The following is a 15,255-nucleotide window of genomic DNA, read 5'->3' as shown; positions in this document are numbered from 1 at the left end:
TCCGCCTTCAGTCCCGCGTCACCTTGTCGGCGCGCTTTTCGAGGAAGTCCTTCAGCCGCTGCCGGGTCTCCGGTGCGCCTTCCGCGAAGGCGGCCGTCAGCGATTCGGTCATCAGCCCCGCCTCCGGGGCGCTGGCGGCGATGCGGGGGAGGGCGTTGATGATCGCGTAGTTGCTGCCCGAAGCGTTGCCGGCGATCTTGCGCGCCAGCGCGATGCCCTTGGCCCGCCCCTCGCCGGGCTCGACGAGATAGTGCGTGAGGCCGAGACCCAGCGCCTCCTCGGCGGCGAGCGTGCGCCCGGTGAGCATCATCTCCATCACCCGGTGCGCGCCGATCATCCGGCTGATCCGCACCGAGCCGCCGCCGCCCAGGAAGAGCCCGCGCTGCCCTTCGGGCAGGCCGTAGTAGGCCGTGCGCTCGGCCACGCGCACGTGCGTCGCCGCCGCCAGCTCCAACCCGCCGCCGATCACCGCGCCGTGCATCACCGAGACCACCGGGATGACGCCGAACTCGATCTCCTGGAAGGCCCGGTGCCAGGCGCGCGAGTGGGTGACCGAGGCCATCGGCGTCGTCACCGCGACCATCTCCGACAGGTCGAGCCCGGCACAGAAATGCGGCCCCTCGCCGACGAGGACGGCGGCTTTCACCCCCTGTGGCGGGCCGGAGAAGAAGGCGGCGAGGCCGTTCACCGTCGCCATGTCGAGAGCGTTGCGCTTGGCCGGGCGCGTCAGGGCGACGACCGCGATCTCCCCCTCGATGGTGACGGAGAGCGAGTCGGGCAGCGCGGTCATGGCAGAACCCTCGCGGCGGCCTTGTCGCGCACCAGCTCGACGAGGAGGCGGTTGCGCGTTTCGATCATGGCCTCGACGTCGTGCGCGGCAAGCTCCTCGGCGACACCCTCCGAGAGCTGGTCGATCAGCGCCTGGTCCATCGTCGGCTGGCCGAGCTCGCCGAACATCCCCGTCGTCGCGGCGCCGAGCGGCCCTTCCAGCAGCCCACGGATGCCGCCGGGCCCGCCCGACAGGTGGATGTTGAGGAACGGCCCCAGCAGCGCCCAGCGCAGCCCCGGCCCGTGCGCGATCGCCGCGTCGACGTCCTCCACGCTGGCGATGCCGGACTGGACGATGTGGAAGGCTTCCTTCCACAAGGCGATCTGCAGGCGGTTGGAGACGTGCCCGCGTGCCTCTCGTTTGAGGTGGATCGGGTGCTTGCCGATGGCGCGGTAGAACTCGATCGCCCGCGCCACGACCTCTGGCGCGGTCGCGCTGCCGCCGCCGACCTCCACCAGCGGGATCAGGTGCGGCGGGTTGAACGGGTGCGCCAGGACGACCCGCTCGGGATGGCGCGTGCAGGCGTCCTGAAACTCGCTGACCATGATGGTCGAGGTGCTGGTGGCGACGATCGCGTCGGCCGGCGCCGCCTCGTCGAGCGCGGCGAACAGGGTGCGCTTGGTCGCCACCCGCTCCGGCCCGTTCTCCTGGACGAGGTCGACCCCCTCGGCGGCGGCTTCGGGCGTGGGGTGGAAGGTGAGGCGGCCGCGGTCCGCCCCCGGCGCGAGGCCGATTTCGGTGAGCGCCGGCCAGTGCGCGTCGACCGCCGCCCGCAGGCGCGCCTCGGCACCGTCGGCCGGGTCCGTGGCGCCGACGCTGAGGCCCTGGGCGAGGAAGTTGCTCACCCAGCTCGCCCCGATCACGCCGGTGCCGATCACCGCCACCTTGGAAATCGCCCGCTCGGTCATGCCGTTCCTCTCCCCGTCCTTTTGCGAAACCCCATACCACCCCGCGGCGCGGCGCAAGCGATCTCCGCGCGCGGGAAACGAAAACGGGCCCCCGCGAAGGAGGGCCCGTCCGCTCGGTCGTTGGCGCGTGGCGGGTCAGTCCTGCCAGGCGTAGGGGGTGGAGGCCGGGGCGAGCGCCTTGGCGTGGAAGATCGTCGAGCCCTCGCCGCCGTCCCAGTCGTTGGTGAAGATGTACATGTCGTCCGTGCCCGGCTTGATCACCATCGACGTGGTGCGCAGGTTGTGCCCCTCGTCGCGCCCCGGCACCAGGATCTGGCCGACGGGGAAGCCGTTCTTGTTGAACACCATGATGCGACCTTGCGTGTACATCGCCACGTAGACGTTGCCTTCCGCGTCGGTGCGCAGCGAATCGGGCGCCGGACCGGTGAACTGGTAGGCGACCACGGCGCCGAACGGGGCGACGGTGGTGGCGTCGGCGAGGCTCACCTTGTGGAGCCGGCCGGCGGCCAGCTCGGTGAACCACAGCGTCTTGCCGTCCGGGCTGAGGCCGATGCCGTTGCCGATGGCGACGTTCGGCACCACCTGCACCGGCTCGCCCCGCTCGGGGCCGACGTAGTAGACGCCGCCGTCCGGCCGCGTCGAGCCGCCCTTGAAGTCGGTGAAGTAGAACCCGCCGTCACGGTCGAAGACGAGATCGTCGGCGAGGTAGCCGGCGCTGCGCGGGACGATCTCCTCCACGGACGAGCCGTCCGCGGCGACCTTCACCACCGAGCCCTCGTCGTCGAAGTTGCCGAGCTCGGCGACGTAGAGGTTGCCCTCCTTGTCGGACTCGATGCCGGCCGGGCGCAGCTCGTTCTTGCCCAGCACCTCGGAGAGTTCGCCTTCCGGCGTCAGACGGAAGATGCGGCCCTCGAACACTTCGCAGAAGATCAGGTCGCCGTTGGGGGTGAACACCGGCCCCTCGAGCTGCATTCCCTCGTCGGAGACCTTGAACCATTCCTTGGCGGTGATGGTCGGCAGGCTCTTCTCGGCGGGCGGGATGGGGACCGGGCTCGCCATGTCGGCGGTGCGCGGCAGGGCCGGGACGTCGCCGTCGGCGGATTGGGCGAGAGCGAGGCCGGGCGCCAGGCACAGGGCCGCGATCGCACAGAGTGTGCGTTTCATGAATTTCCTCCATGAGCTTCTTGTTGGCGTTGGTGGCGGTCGCATCCGAGCGGACGCGGCCACCGTTCGCAGCAACGAACGTCCCCCGCCCCTCGGGCGGGGCGGCGGTCAGTTGATCATCATCGCCGGCAGGAAGGTCGCGAGCTTCGGCACGGCGACGAGGATGAGAAGGCCGACGAGCTGCAGCAGGAAAAAGGGCAGGATGCCGCGATAGACCGTCGACATCGAGAGCTGCGGCGGGAGCGTCGCCTTGATGTAGAAGAGCGTGTAGCCGAAGGGCGGCGAGATGTAGCCCATCTGGATCGTCATCGCGAAGAGGACGCCGAACCACACCTCGTCGAAGCCGAGCGTGCGCACCACCGGCAGGAAGACCGGCACGGTGAGGAGGATGATGCCGATCTCGTCGAGCACGGTGCCGAGGAAGACCAGGATCAGCATCATCGCCGCCAGCACCAGGTAGGGGCTGACCTCGAGGCTCTCGATGGCGCCGAGCAGCGCGTCCGCCCCGCCGAGCGAGGTGAAGATCGCGACGTAGGCCTTCGCGCCGACCGTGATCCACAGGATCATCGCCGTCGCCTTCAGTGTCTCCGCCGACGCGTCGAGCAGCAGCGTCAGCGACAGGTTGCGGCGCGTCGCGGCGGCGAGCGCGGCACCGGCGACGCCCACCGCGGCGGCCTCCGTCGGCGTCGCGATGCCGAAGAAGATCGACCCCAGAACCATGACGATGATCGCCGTCGGCAGGATCAGCGTCGGCAGCGCCGCCAACTTGTCGCGCAGCGACACGTCCGGCAGGTCCTCGGGCGCGGGCGCCTTCTCGGGGTTCAGCCACGCGGTGACGAGGATGTAGCCGGTATAGAGCGTCGCCAGGAGGATACCGGGCACGATGCCGGCGATCAGCATGGTGCCGATCGAGACCTGCGCCGTCACCGCGTAGACGATGGTGAGGATCGACGGCGGGATCAGGATCCCGAGCGTGCCCGAGGCGCAGATGGTGCCGGTGGCGAGCTTCGGGTCGTAGCCGCGGCGCAGCATCTCGGGGAGCGCCAGGATGCCCATCGCCGTCACCGCCGCGCCGACGACGCCCGTCATCGCCGCCATGACGACGCAGATGAGGACGGTCCCCACCGCGAGCCCGCCGCGCAGCTTCCCGAACCACAGCTCCATCGCGCGGTAGAGATCCTCGATCACCCCCGAGCGTTGCAACAACAGCGCCATGAAGATGTAGAGCGGGATCGCCAGCAGCGACTCCGACCGCATGGTGTCGAAGATCTGCAGGACGACGATGATGAGGGCGTTCGGGTCCCAGAAGAGGACCGTGAAGAGGATCGACAGGCCGCCCAGGACGAAGGCGACGGGAAGCCCGGTGAGGAGGAAGACGGCGAGTCCTGCGAACATCGCCACCAGGATGACGTTGGCGCTCACAGGGCCTCCGGCGCGTTGGTTTCGTTCTCCAGCGCGTCGGGATCGCCGAAGAGCACGCGCAGCCACTCGACCAGCGCTTGAAGGAAGAGGAGGGCCAGGGCGAGGGGGATCACGAACTTGATCGGCCAGATCGGCGGGTTCCAGGTCGTGAAGGAGGTCTCGCCCAACTCCCACGACTGCACCGCGAACGGCCAGGCGTAATAGAGCAGGATCAGCGCGAACGCCCCGATGATGGGGAAGTTCACGATGTCGAAGGCCCGGTTGAGCCAGGGGGGCGCCGAGTGGCGCACCAGATCGAGGTTCACGTGGCCCTTGATGTGGAGGAGGTAGGGCCCGCCCAGGAGGAAGAACGGGCCGAACAGGAGCGTCGCCAGCTCCAGCCCCCAGCTCGACGGTGCGCCGAACCCGTAGCGGGCCACCACGGCGTAGAGCATCACCGGGACGATCACGAGCATCAATAGGCTCGCGAGCTTGTAGAACAGCCGGTTGATCGTCGTCACGGCGGTGGCGAAAGCGTTGAGTGCGCGGGGCATCGTCGAGCCTTGTTCGGGGACCAGCGGTTAGCTGATGAGCCCGAGCTCTTTCATCAGCGCCACCTGCGACTCGAGGATCTTCTCGGCGAGCGCGTTGCCCTTTGTGGCCTGCTGCCACAGCTCCTGCGCCTTCGGACGCGCCGCGACGACGTCGTCCTGCGCCAGCTCGATCACCTCGACACCCTGCTCCTGGAAGGCGGCGAGGGCGGACTTGTCGCTCTCGATCTTGTTCGCCTCGTAGGCCTCGGCGGTCTCCTTGGCGGCCTCGGCGAGCGCCTCGGCGAAGCCGTCCGGCAGCTGCTTCATCGCCGCGGTGTTGGCGACGTACGAGGTCGACGTCGTCGGCTGGTGCACGCCCGGCAGGATGATGAACTTGGCCACCTCACCCAGGCCGGCGTCGAGGTTGGCCTGCAGGTCGCCCCGGTCGGCGATATCGATCAGGCCCTTGTCGAGCGCGGAGTACACCTCGGAGGTCGGCAGCGGCGATACCTTCACGCCGAAGCCGGACATGACGGCCGAGGCGAGCCCGACGAAGCGCCCGTTCTTGCCGGCGAACTCGGCGATCTCGGTGATGCGGACCTTCGAGTGGATCGGCTCCTGGCCGTAGACGGACGGGGCGATGTAGGAGAGGCCGGCCGGGGCGTAGGCCTCCTTCGCCATCTCGATGCCGCCGTTCTCGTAGAACCAGGCATTGTACTGCGCGGCCTCGGGGAAGCCGAACGGGATCGTCGAGGTGAAGGCGAGCGCAGGGATCTTGCCGGCCTCGTAGCCGTCGAAGGTCTTCATCAGCTGGAAGGCGCCGCCGCGGACCGCGTCGAACGCCTGCGCCGGGGGCACGATCTGGCCGGCCGAGAAGAGCTGAATCTCGAAGTCGCCGCCGGTCTTCTCGCCGACCAGGGTGACGAAGTCCTCTTCGAACTGGAGCGGGGTGGTGCCGCCGTCCCACAGCGCCTGCATGCGCCACTTCACCTTCTGCCCCTGCGCGATGGCGGGGGCGGCGAGCGAGCCGGCCGCGGCGAATGCGGCCGCGCCACCGGCGAGTTTGCCGAACGTGCGGCGGGAAATCTTGGTCATCAACGTCCTCCCTGTGGGATCTCTTCTGGCGCGGCTTTCGAGGGCCGCATTGGGGAAAGGGGGCACGAGGGCCGGGGCCCTCGCAAGCGCATGGCGGCCGGAGCCGTCAGCGCATCTTCTCCAGGAGTTCGCGCGCCTTGTCGGTGCGCACGTCGTGAAGGCGGGCAAGCTCGGCCGCGACCTTCTCGATCTCTTCGCCGACCGCGCCGGCGACGATGGCGATGTTGCGGGCGTGCAGCGCCATGTGGCCGCGCTGGATGCCCTCGGTGGCGAGCGCCCGCAGCGCCGCCATGTTCTGCGCCAGGCCGACCGCCACGATGATCTCGCCCAGGTGCGACGCGCTGTCGACGTTCATCACCTTCAGCGCGGCCTGCGCGGCGGGGTGCGTCTTGGTCGCACCGCCGACGAGGCCCACCGCCATCGGCATCTCAAGGGTGCCGACGAGCCGGCCCTGGTTGTCCTCCTCCCAGGTCGTCAGGGAGGTGTAGCGGCCCGCGCGCGCGGCGTAGGCGTGGGCACCCGCTTCGATCGCGCGCCAGTCGTTGCCGGTGGCGACGACCACGGGGTCGATCCCGTTCATGATGCCCTTGTTGTGCGTCGCGGCGCGGTAGGGGTCGATGGCGGCGAACTCGTAGGCGTCGAGTATGCCGTCCATGATGCGCCGGCCGGAGAATTCCTTGGAGGCGAGCGAGGCCTCGGTCAGCGTCACCGTGGCGCGCGACAGGCGCAGGTCCGCAAGATTGGAGAGGATGCGCAGCCGCACCGACCCGCCGGTCACCTCTTCGACGATCGGGGCGACCGCCTCGGCCATGGTGTTGACCGCGTTGGCGCCCATCGCATCGCGCACGTCGACGAGGAGGTGCATCACCACCATCGGCCCGCGCCGCGTCTGCGGGAAGACGTGAACCTCGATGTCCTTGCAGCCGCCGCCGAGCTCGACGAGGAAGGCGTCCTTGGCGTTCGCCGCCTCGATGATGCGCGCCTTCGCGCCCATGATGCGCGAGCGGGCGCCGTAGGGGTCGGTCACGCCGATCACCTGCACCTGCGCGCGCATGATCGGCAGCGTCGAGGAGGTGACGAAGCCCCCGTTGTCGCGCGCGATGCGGGCCATGTAGGAGGCCGCGGCCACCACCGACGGCTCTTCGACCGCCATCGGGATGAGGATGTCGCGCCCATTGATGGTGAAGTTGGTGGCGACGCCCATCGGCATCTCGAACACGCCGATGACGTTTTCGATCATGCCGTTGGCGCGCTCGACAGAGAGCGCGCCCTGTCCGGCGAGCGCGGCGCTGTCGCCCTGCGACAGGCTGGTGGCGGCGGCGAGCTGCTCGAGCCGCGCCTGCGGCGCCTTGTTGCGGTAGCCCTCCAACCGCGAGCTTACTTTTTGGGCCTGATCCATTGCGCCACTCCCGACCTTGTCTTGCGCGCTTCTTCCATTTGTTGTCTGCTTACCTAACGGGACAATCAAGGGACAGATGGCCGGTTAACTGGCGCGACTGTCCCAACAATTAAATGGGACAATCTAGTGAGGGGACGGCCAGCATCACGCGTCGATGCCGTGGTGGAGGCAGTGAGCGCGCGGCTTCACGCCGATTCGTGGGCCGTGGGGCAGCGCCTGCCGTCGATCCGCAAGGCGGCGGACGAGTATGGTGTGTCAAAAAATACCATGGCCGAAGCGTATGACAGGTTGGTCGCCGCCGGCCTCCTCGAGGTTCGGGCCGGGTCGGGCTATTATGTGGTGCGGCGGGACCGGATGCCCGTCGCGACGGCACCGCAGCCTCATGTCAGTGCAGCGGTGGACCTCGTTTCATTGCTCCGTGAACAGCTCGACAAGAGCTACGCCGTGCGCCCCGGCGACGGGCGCCCGCCGGCCACATGGATGGAAGGCTCGGAGCTGCGCCGCTGGTTCACCGCCAGCCGCAACATCGAGGGGGCGGACACCTTCGGCTACGGCTCGTCCTACGGCCTGGCGGCGCTGCGCGAGCGGCTGCGCGTCATGCTGCTGGAGCGGTCCATCTCGGCCGCCGAGGATGGGATCCTCCTGACCCATGGCGCCAATCACGCGCTGGACCTCATCATCCGCCACTTCCTTCGCCCCGGCGACACGGTGCTCGTCGACGATCCCGGCTATTATCCGCTCTTCGGCAAGCTGGCGCTGGCCGGGATCCGCATGGAGGGCGTCAAGCGGGGTGACGACGGGCCCGACATCGAGGAGCTGAACGCCAAGCTGGCGCTGAACCCCAAGGCGTTCTTCACCCAGAGCCAGGCGCACAATCCGACCGGGTCGTCGCTCTCCCCCTCGGTCGCGTTCGCGATCCTGCAGGCGGCGGAGCGCTCCGGCATGATCGTCGTCGAGAACGACGCCTTCGCCGACATCGTCCCGCCGACGCTGACGCGCCTCGCCGCGCTCGACCAGCTCCAGCGCGTCCTCTACGTGGGCACCTTCTCCAAGACGCTGTCGGCGAGCCTGCGCTGCGGCTTCGTCGCCGGGTCGCCCGCCGTCGTCGCCGCGCTGCGCGACATCAAGATGCTCACCTCGGTCGCCAGCTCGGACTATGTCGAGGCGTTCGTGCTCGGCCTCATCGAGCGCGGCCACTACTTGCGGCACCTGCGCCGCCTGCGCACGCGCGTCGAGAAGGCGCACCTCAAGACGTTGAGCGCGCTGGAGGGCGTGGGCCTGACGATCCGTCCGCCGAAGGTGCCGGGCTTCTACGTCTGGGCCGAGCTGCCGGCGCATGTCGACGAGATGGCGATGGTGCAGGCCGCCGCCGAGCGCAGCATCTTCCTCGCCCCCGGCAGCATCTTCCGCCCCAACCGAGCCGCCCTGAACCCGGCCGAGCGGGGCGCCATCCGCGTGAACGTCGCCTACGGTGCCGACGCGCGGCTCATCGACTTCTTCAAGACCGCACTTCGCTGAGGATCCGCCATGTCTCTTCCCGCCCGCGTCACCATCGTGGAGGTCGGCCCGCGCGACGGGCTGCAAAACGAGAAGGCCGTCGTCCCGCCCGCCGTCAAAGCCGAGCTGATCGACCGTCTGGCCGCCGCCGGCTGCCCGGTGATCGAGGCGGGGGCGTTCGTGTCACCCAAATGGGTGCCGCAGATGGCCGGCACGCCCGAGGTCCTGGCCGCGATGCACCGCAAACCGGGCGTGCGCTATCCCGTCCTGGTGCCGAACCTCAAGGGTCTGGACGCGGCGATCGCCTCGGGCTGCGACGAGGTCGCCGTCTTCGCCAGCGCTTCGGAGGCGTTCAGCGAGAAGAACATCAACTGTTCGATTAACGAGAGCCTGGAGCGGTTTGCGCCGGTGATGGAGCGCGCCGCCGAGGAGGGCGTGCGCGTGCGCGGCTACGTCTCGTGTGTGCTCGGCTGCCCCTACCAGGGGGCCGTGCCGCTGGAGGCGGTCGTCGCGGTCTCCGAGCGGCTGCACGCGATGGGCTGCTTCGAGGTCTCGCTCGGAGACACCATCGGCCGCGGCACCCCGGCGGCCGCGCGCCGCATGACCGAGCGTGTCGCCGAGCGGGTGCCGATCGAGCGTATCGCGCTGCATTTCCACGACACCTACGGCCAGGCGCTCGCCAACATCCACGCGTGCCTCGACCTCGGCGTGGCGGTGCTGGATGCGGCGGTCGGCGGCGTGGGCGGCTGCCCCTACGCCGAGGGCGCGACCGGCAACGTCGCCACCGAGGACCTCGTCTACATGTTGCACGGCATGGGGATCGAGACGGGGATCGACCTCGACGCGCTCGTCGGCGTCGCCCGCTTCGTCGGCGAGGCGATCGGCCGGCCGGTGCCTTCCCACCTCGCCGCCGTCACCGCGGCGGCGTAGGCCGGCAAATCCACGGCCGCCAGCCTGCGCTACGCGAGGATCGCGGCGATTTCGGCGAGGTGCGCCTCGGTCAGCGGCTCCGTCGACTGGAACTTGCGAATCGGCGGCCGGTTCTCGTGAAACGGCACGCCGACATAGCCGTGGCTCTCCACATGCGTGACGAATGTGCCGAAGAACTCGAACTCAGACAGCCGCAGCCCTTCCGGGTCGCGCAGGAAGACGTCCATCGCGTCGGTCCCCAGGTGCGCGCGGATATAGTCGTCCAGCGCGGTGGTGGCCTTGCGGGTGAGGATCGCGCCGGGCCAGACCATGTGCTGCCGCGTTGTCGGCGCACCGAGGAGGTAGTCCGCCGACAGCTTCCACACCGGGCCGGGATGGGGTGTCTTCAGGGCGCCCCAGGGACGATGCGGCACCATCGGCGCGCCGTCGCGCAGGAAGGAGCGCGGCGTCATCTCACCCGTGACGACGACATCCGAATCGAGCGTGATCACCGCGTCGCAGTTGCAGTAGCGCGGCCAGGTCAGTTTCACGCCCTGCTGAAACCAATAGCCCGACCTGCGGCGCGGCTTGCACCATTCGAGCTGCGGCACCCGTTCATAGGCGACGCTGACGGGCAGGCTGGTCGGCAACGGTCCCGGCTCGAAGCCTTCGTCGCTGACGATGACGAGCTGCGAGAATCCACGGCAATATTTGTCGATCGACCGTAGCAGATATGCGAGCTGCTCGGCGTCGCCGGGGAAGGTTTTGATGAAGAGGCCGATTCGCTCCAACGGTCCGGCGTCGCTCTCGACCCGTGCGGGGACGGGCGCGGTGCGCCAGTAGACCTTGCGCTGGACCCGTTCGATCTCTGCGATCAGCGCCGCGTCGCCCGCATTGCGCGCCGCTTCCAGCGCGGTGCCGACCTCGCCGAGCTTGCACTCGTTGGCGGCGTGCCGCGCCCACAAGGCGGGGCTGACGGCACCGTCCGCGATCGCCCTCTCGGCGACTTCCCGCGCGCTGAGGAAGCGGCGCGACAGAATCTCGAGCGCGAAACGAAGCTCGTGATACGCCGCGGGAGACAGATCGGCGTCGGCCAGATCGCCGAGTGCGGTCGACGCTCGCTGGTGGCCGACCGGCTTCCATGTCGTACCGTCGGTGGATTCGATCGGATCGCCGTTCGCCGCCACCGAAACGTGGCAGTTCATCGTCGTAGCCCAGAACGACGGGGCAGGGGTTCGTCCGTCGATGTCGCTCTCCCTGTGCAACCGCCGCCTTCAGGCGCGCGCGCCTGCTCCGTGCCGGGACCGGGCGATCCGCTCAGCCCGATCGCCGCCCGATCGCCGCCCGCGGGCGGGTTACTCGGCGGCGATGGCCGGGGCGTGGGCGGCCGTCGGCGCCGCGTGCGTCGCCTGATATTCCTTGATGCGGCGCTCCATCTCCGGGCGGAAGTGGCGGATGAGGCCCTGGATCGGCCACGCCGCCGCGTCGCCCAGCGCGCAGATGGTGTGCCCCTCGACGCGCTTGGTGACGTCGAGCAGGTTGTCGATCTCGCGCAGCTCCGCCTTGCCCTCGACCATGCGCTTCATCACGCGCCACATCCACCCGGTGCCCTCGCGGCAGGGGGTGCACTGGCCGCAGCTCTCGTGGCGGTAGAAGTAGGAGAGGCGGGTGATGGCGTTCACGATGTCGGTGGATTTATCCATCACGATCACCGCGGCGGTGCCGAGGCCGGATTTCTTGTCGCGCAGCGTGTCGAAATCCATGTTGAGGTCGTCGCATTCCCAGTGCGGGATCAGCGGCACCGAAGAGCCGCCGGGGATGACCGCCAGCAGATTGTCCCACCCGCCGCGCACGCCGCCGCAATGGCGCTCGACCAGCTCGCGGAAGGTGATCCCCATCTCCTCCTCCACGGTACACGGATTCTCGACGTGCCCGGAGATGCAGAAGAGCTTGGTGCCGGTGTTGTTGGGGCGGCCGAGGTCGGCGAACCAGGTGGCGCCGCGGCGCAGGATCTCCGGCACCACGGCGATGGTCTCGACGTTGTGGACGGTCGTCGGCGCGCCGTAGAGGCCCATGTTGGCGGGGAAGGGCGGCTTCAGGCGCGGCATGCCCTTCTTGCCCTCAAGGCTCTCCAGCAGCGCCGTCTCCTCGCCGCAGATGTAGGCGCCCGCCCCGTGGTGGACGACGATGTCGCAGTCCCATCCGTGGACGTTGTTCTTGCCGATGAGGTTCGCCTCATAGGCCTGGATCACCGCCCGCTCCAGCTGCTCGCGCTCGCGGATATATTCGCCGCGCACGTAGATGTAGCAGTAGTGCGCGTCCATCGCACGGCAGGCGAGCAGGCAGCCCTCGATGAGGAGCTGCGGGTCGTGCCGCATGATCTCGCGGTCCTTGCAGGTGCCGGGCTCGGACTCGTCGGCGTTGACGACGAGATAATGCGGGCGGCCGTCGTCCGACGCCTTGGGCATGAAGCTCATCTTGAGGCCCGACGGAAAACCTGCACCGCCGCGGCCGCGCAGCCCCGAGCCCTTGAGCTGCTCGATGATCCAGTCACGCCCCTGGTCGACGAAGCCCTTGGTGCCAGACCACTGACCGCGCTTGCGCGCCCCCTCGAGGCTCCAGTCCTCGAAGCCGTAGAGGTTGGTGAAGATGCGGTCCTGATCGCTCAGCATGGTCGGGCTCCGTGACGGGGTCGGTCGAATGACGGGTCGTGCGACCCCGTCTTACTTTTCTTTCAAGATGTCCTGAGCCTGTTCGACCCAGCGCTCGCGGTCGATGCGGCCCTTGAACGCGAGGTAGGCGTTCACCCATTCCTTGTTGGCGTCGTTCCAGGCGGCCATCTGCTCGAACGTGAAGACGCCCAGCTCGCGCAAGGTCTTCTCGATGACCGGGCCGATGCCGGAGATGCGCTGCAACCGATCCGGCTCGCCGACCTCCTCGCGCGTGCGGGCCTCGGGCCGCTCGCCGGCGGCGTCGGCGCGCTCGGCGGCCATGGGGTCCGGTGCGGGCGGGAAGGCCTTGGCCGGCGTTGCCGCTTCCACGGGCGCCGGAGACCCGGCTTCGTCCGGCGTGTCGGCGGTTTCGGCGACGGGCTCCTCGGCCGGTGGCGCTTCGGGCGCCGGCTCCGGTGCGGCGGGGGTCTCCCCCGCGGGCGGCTCGTCGGACGCCTCTGGCGCGGGGGCCTCTTCCGTCTCGGGTGTGGCGGGCTCGGATGCGGCGGATTCCGGCGCTGCGGGTTCCTCGGCGCGGGTGTCGAGCGAGGGGGTGATCTCGGCCTCTTGCGCGGACGGGCTGGTCTGCGCGTTGTCGCCACTCGGTGCGGCGCGGTCGGCCTCCTCGGCGCTCACCGGCTCGCCGTCGCTCTCGACCTTGTCCGATGCGGCACCGCCTTCGGAGCGCGCGGCCTCGACCTCGACACGGTTGTCACCGTCCGGTCGGCCGATGTTCTCGCCCGCCGCCGCCGGAGACGTGGGGTCGACGTTGCTGTCGGGCGCGCCATCGCCCGGTGAGTCGGGATCCTTGGCGTGGACGTGGCGGTTCGGGTCGGTCAGCGTCGTCGCGCCGGTAATCGGCTCGGAGCCCTTGCGGGAGGATTGCGGACCGGGGGTCGGCGTGCCGCCGTTCGCCAGCGTGTCGATCAGGGCGTTGAAGCTGTCGGCTGTCAGGTCCTCGTAGGTGTCCGACCCGATCTGCACCATCGGCGCGTTCACGCACGCGCCGGCGCACTCCACCTCTTCCCACGAGAAGCGGCCGTCTTCGGAGAGCTCGAACGCGTGCGGCGCGATCCGGCTCTTGCACACCGCCATCAGGTCGTCCGATCCGCGCAGCATGCACGGCGTCGTGCCGCACACGCCGATATGCGCCACCGTGCCGACCGGCTGAAGCTGGAACATCGTATAGAAGGTCGCGATCTCGAAGACACGGATATACGGCATCTCGAGCATGTCGGCGACGAGGCGGATGGCGGGCTCGGGCAGCCAGCCGTTGTGCTGCTCCTGCGCCTTCCAAAGGATCGGGATGACCGCGCTCGCCTGGCGGCCCTGCGGGTAGTCCTGGATCTTCGCCTTGGCCCATTCGAGGTTCTGCGGCGTGAACTCGAACGAGGGCGGCTGTTGTTCGGCGAGGCGCCTTACGGCCATGGGTCAGCTCCGAAAGTCGGCGGTCGCGACTGTCCTAGCAGGCAGGCGCGGGAAAGAAAGTCCAGTAGGCATCACGGCAGGGCGCGCCACGGCGCATCCCCTTCCACGGTGAAGGCCCGGCGGGGCGAGCGACAGGGTGCCGACGTCGACCTCGGTCATGACGTTGCCGTCGGCGGTCTGCTGCATCGGGCCCTCTTACCGGTCGACCTCGCCGAACACGATGTCGAGCGAGCCGAGGATGGCCGCCACGTCGGCCAGCATGTGACCCTCGCACATCGTGTCCATGGCCTGCAGGTGCGCAAAGCCCGGCGCCTTGATCTTGCAGCGGTACGGCTTGTTGGTGCCGTCCGACACCAGGTAGACGCCGAACTCGCCCTTGGGCGCCTCCACCGCGGCATACACCTCGCCCTCGGGGACGTGGTAGCCCTCGGTGTAGAGCTTGAAGTGGTGGATGAGCGCCTCCATCGAGCGCTTCATCTCGCGGCGCTTGGGCGGGGCGACCTTGCCGTCCAGCGTGTGGACCGGGCCGGGCGTGACGCGCAGCTTGTCGATGCACTGACGCATGATCGAGACCGACTGGCGCATCTCCTCCATGCGGATGAGATAGCGGTCGAAACAGTCCCCGTTCTTGCCGATGGGGATGTCGAATTCCATCTCGTCGTAGCACTCGTAGGGCTGCGACTTCCTGAGGTCCCACGCCGCGCCCGAGCCGCGCACCATCACGCCCGAGAAACCCCAGGCCCAACACTCGTCCAGGGTGACGACGCCGATCTCGGCGTTGCGCTGGCGGAAGATGCGGTTGTCGGTGATCAACCGGTCGAGATCGTCCACCACCGACAGGAAGGGGTCGCAGAAGGCCTCGATATCGTCGATCAGGTCGGGCGGCAGGTCCTGGTGGACGCCGCCGGGACGCACGTAGTTGGAATGCATCCGAGCGCCGCACGCCCGCTCGTAGAACATCATCAGCTTCTCGCGCTCCTCGAAGCCCCACAGCGGCGGGGTCAGGGCGCCGACGTCCATCGCCTGCGTGGTGACGTTGAGAAGGTGCGACAGGAGCCGCCCGATCTCGCAATAGAGGACGCGGATGAGCTGGGCGCGCTTGGGGATCTCGATGCCGAGGAGCTGCTCGGTCGCCAGCGCGAAGGCGTGCTCCTGGTTCATCGGCGCGACATAGTCGAGGCGGTCGAAGTAGGGGACCGCCTGCATGTAGGTCTTGTGCTCGATCAGCTTCTCGGTGCCGCGGTGCAGCAGGCCGATGTGCGGGTCGACGCGGGTGACGATCTCGCCGTCGAGTTCCAGCACCAGGCGCAGCACGCCGTGCGCGGCCGGGTGCTGCGGGCCGAAGTTGATGTTGAAGTTGCGGACGGATTGCTCGGCCATC

13 protein-coding genes are annotated in these 15,255 nt (G+C 69.0%); 2 read left to right on the top strand and 11 right to left on the bottom strand.

From position 1 onward, the window contains the following. Window positions 1–7: 7 nt before the first annotated feature. The 7 genes from MRB58_RS01555 to MRB58_RS01525 form a co-directional block, all read right to left on the bottom strand. Entirely contained in the window at window positions 8–790 is a 783-nt protein-coding gene (locus tag MRB58_RS01555; protein ID WP_244779884.1) for a crotonase/enoyl-CoA hydratase family protein, read from the bottom strand. Further along, entirely contained in the window at window positions 787–1,737 is a 951-nt protein-coding gene (locus MRB58_RS01550; protein ID WP_244779883.1) for a 3-hydroxyacyl-CoA dehydrogenase NAD-binding domain-containing protein, read from the bottom strand. Before MRB58_RS01550 ends, MRB58_RS01555 begins: the two co-directional genes overlap by 4 nt. Window positions 1,738–1,872: 135 nt before the next feature. Then, on the bottom strand, window positions 1,873–2,901 hold the full coding sequence (locus MRB58_RS01545; RefSeq protein ID WP_244779882.1) for an SMP-30/gluconolactonase/LRE family protein: 1,029 nt from the start codon (window positions 2,899–2,901) through the stop codon (window positions 1,873–1,875). A gap of 108 nt (window positions 2,902–3,009) precedes the next feature. Next, the gene (locus MRB58_RS01540; RefSeq protein ID WP_244779881.1) at window positions 3,010–4,323 is read right to left on the bottom strand and encodes a TRAP transporter large permease subunit; all 1,314 of its coding nucleotides are present in this window, start codon (window positions 4,321–4,323) and stop codon (window positions 3,010–3,012) included. Then, a complete protein-coding gene (locus tag MRB58_RS01535) occupies window positions 4,320–4,856 on the bottom strand; it encodes a TRAP transporter small permease subunit (protein ID WP_244779880.1) in 537 nt (178 codons plus the stop codon). Before MRB58_RS01535 ends, MRB58_RS01540 begins: the two co-directional genes overlap by 4 nt. A 27-nt stretch (window positions 4,857–4,883) precedes the next feature. After that, window positions 4,884–5,930: a TRAP transporter substrate-binding protein DctP gene (dctP, locus tag MRB58_RS01530; RefSeq protein WP_244779879.1), complete on the bottom strand. Its 1,047-nt coding sequence runs from the start codon at window positions 5,928–5,930 to the stop codon at window positions 4,884–4,886. Between the two features lie 106 nt (window positions 5,931–6,036). Further along, the gene (locus tag MRB58_RS01525; protein ID WP_244779878.1) at window positions 6,037–7,329 is read right to left on the bottom strand and encodes a hydroxymethylglutaryl-CoA reductase, degradative; all 1,293 of its coding nucleotides are present in this window, start codon (window positions 7,327–7,329) and stop codon (window positions 6,037–6,039) included. A 126-nt stretch (window positions 7,330–7,455) separates the two neighbouring features. Here MRB58_RS01525 and MRB58_RS01520 point away from each other — a divergent pair, with 126 nt between their 5' ends. Then, the gene (locus tag MRB58_RS01520) at window positions 7,456–8,847 is read left to right on the top strand and encodes a PLP-dependent aminotransferase family protein (RefSeq protein ID WP_244779877.1); all 1,392 of its coding nucleotides are present in this window, start codon (window positions 7,456–7,458) and stop codon (window positions 8,845–8,847) included. Between the two features lie 9 nt (window positions 8,848–8,856). Next, window positions 8,857–9,756 (top strand): hydroxymethylglutaryl-CoA lyase, encoded by a 900-nt coding sequence (locus MRB58_RS01515; RefSeq protein ID WP_244779876.1) that lies wholly within the window; start codon window positions 8,857–8,859, stop codon window positions 9,754–9,756. A 29-nt stretch (window positions 9,757–9,785) separates the two neighbouring features. Here the strand turns inward: MRB58_RS01515 and MRB58_RS01510 are convergent, their stop codons facing one another. The 4 genes from MRB58_RS01510 to MRB58_RS01495 all read right to left on the bottom strand — a co-directional run bounded on the left by MRB58_RS01510 (window position 9,786) and on the right by MRB58_RS01495 (window position 15,254). Continuing rightward, window positions 9,786–10,940, bottom strand: coding sequence for a DUF6492 family protein (locus MRB58_RS01510; protein WP_244779875.1), 1,155 nt, complete (start codon window positions 10,938–10,940; stop codon window positions 9,786–9,788). 150 nt (window positions 10,941–11,090) lie between these two features. Next, window positions 11,091–12,407, bottom strand: coding sequence for an NADH-quinone oxidoreductase subunit NuoF (gene nuoF, locus MRB58_RS01505; RefSeq protein WP_244779874.1), 1,317 nt, complete (start codon window positions 12,405–12,407; stop codon window positions 11,091–11,093). A gap of 51 nt (window positions 12,408–12,458) precedes the next feature. Continuing rightward, window positions 12,459–13,874, bottom strand: a complete 1,416-nt coding sequence (gene nuoE / locus MRB58_RS01500; RefSeq protein WP_244779873.1) for an NADH-quinone oxidoreductase subunit NuoE — start codon at window positions 13,872–13,874, stop codon at window positions 12,459–12,461. 195 nt (window positions 13,875–14,069) lie between these two features. Next, complete coding sequence (locus tag MRB58_RS01495; RefSeq protein ID WP_244779872.1) at window positions 14,070–15,254, bottom strand: NADH-quinone oxidoreductase subunit D; 1,185 nt, start codon at window positions 15,252–15,254, stop codon at window positions 14,070–14,072. Between the last annotated feature and the right edge of the window lies 1 nt (window position 15,255).

Origin of the sequence: Acuticoccus sp. I52.16.1 (assembly GCF_022865125.1) — a bacterium.
Classification (GTDB): Bacteria; Pseudomonadota; Alphaproteobacteria; order Rhizobiales; family Amorphaceae; genus Acuticoccus.
Note: the sequence above shows the minus strand (reverse complement) of the source record. Positions and strands in the feature narration are given on the sequence as shown.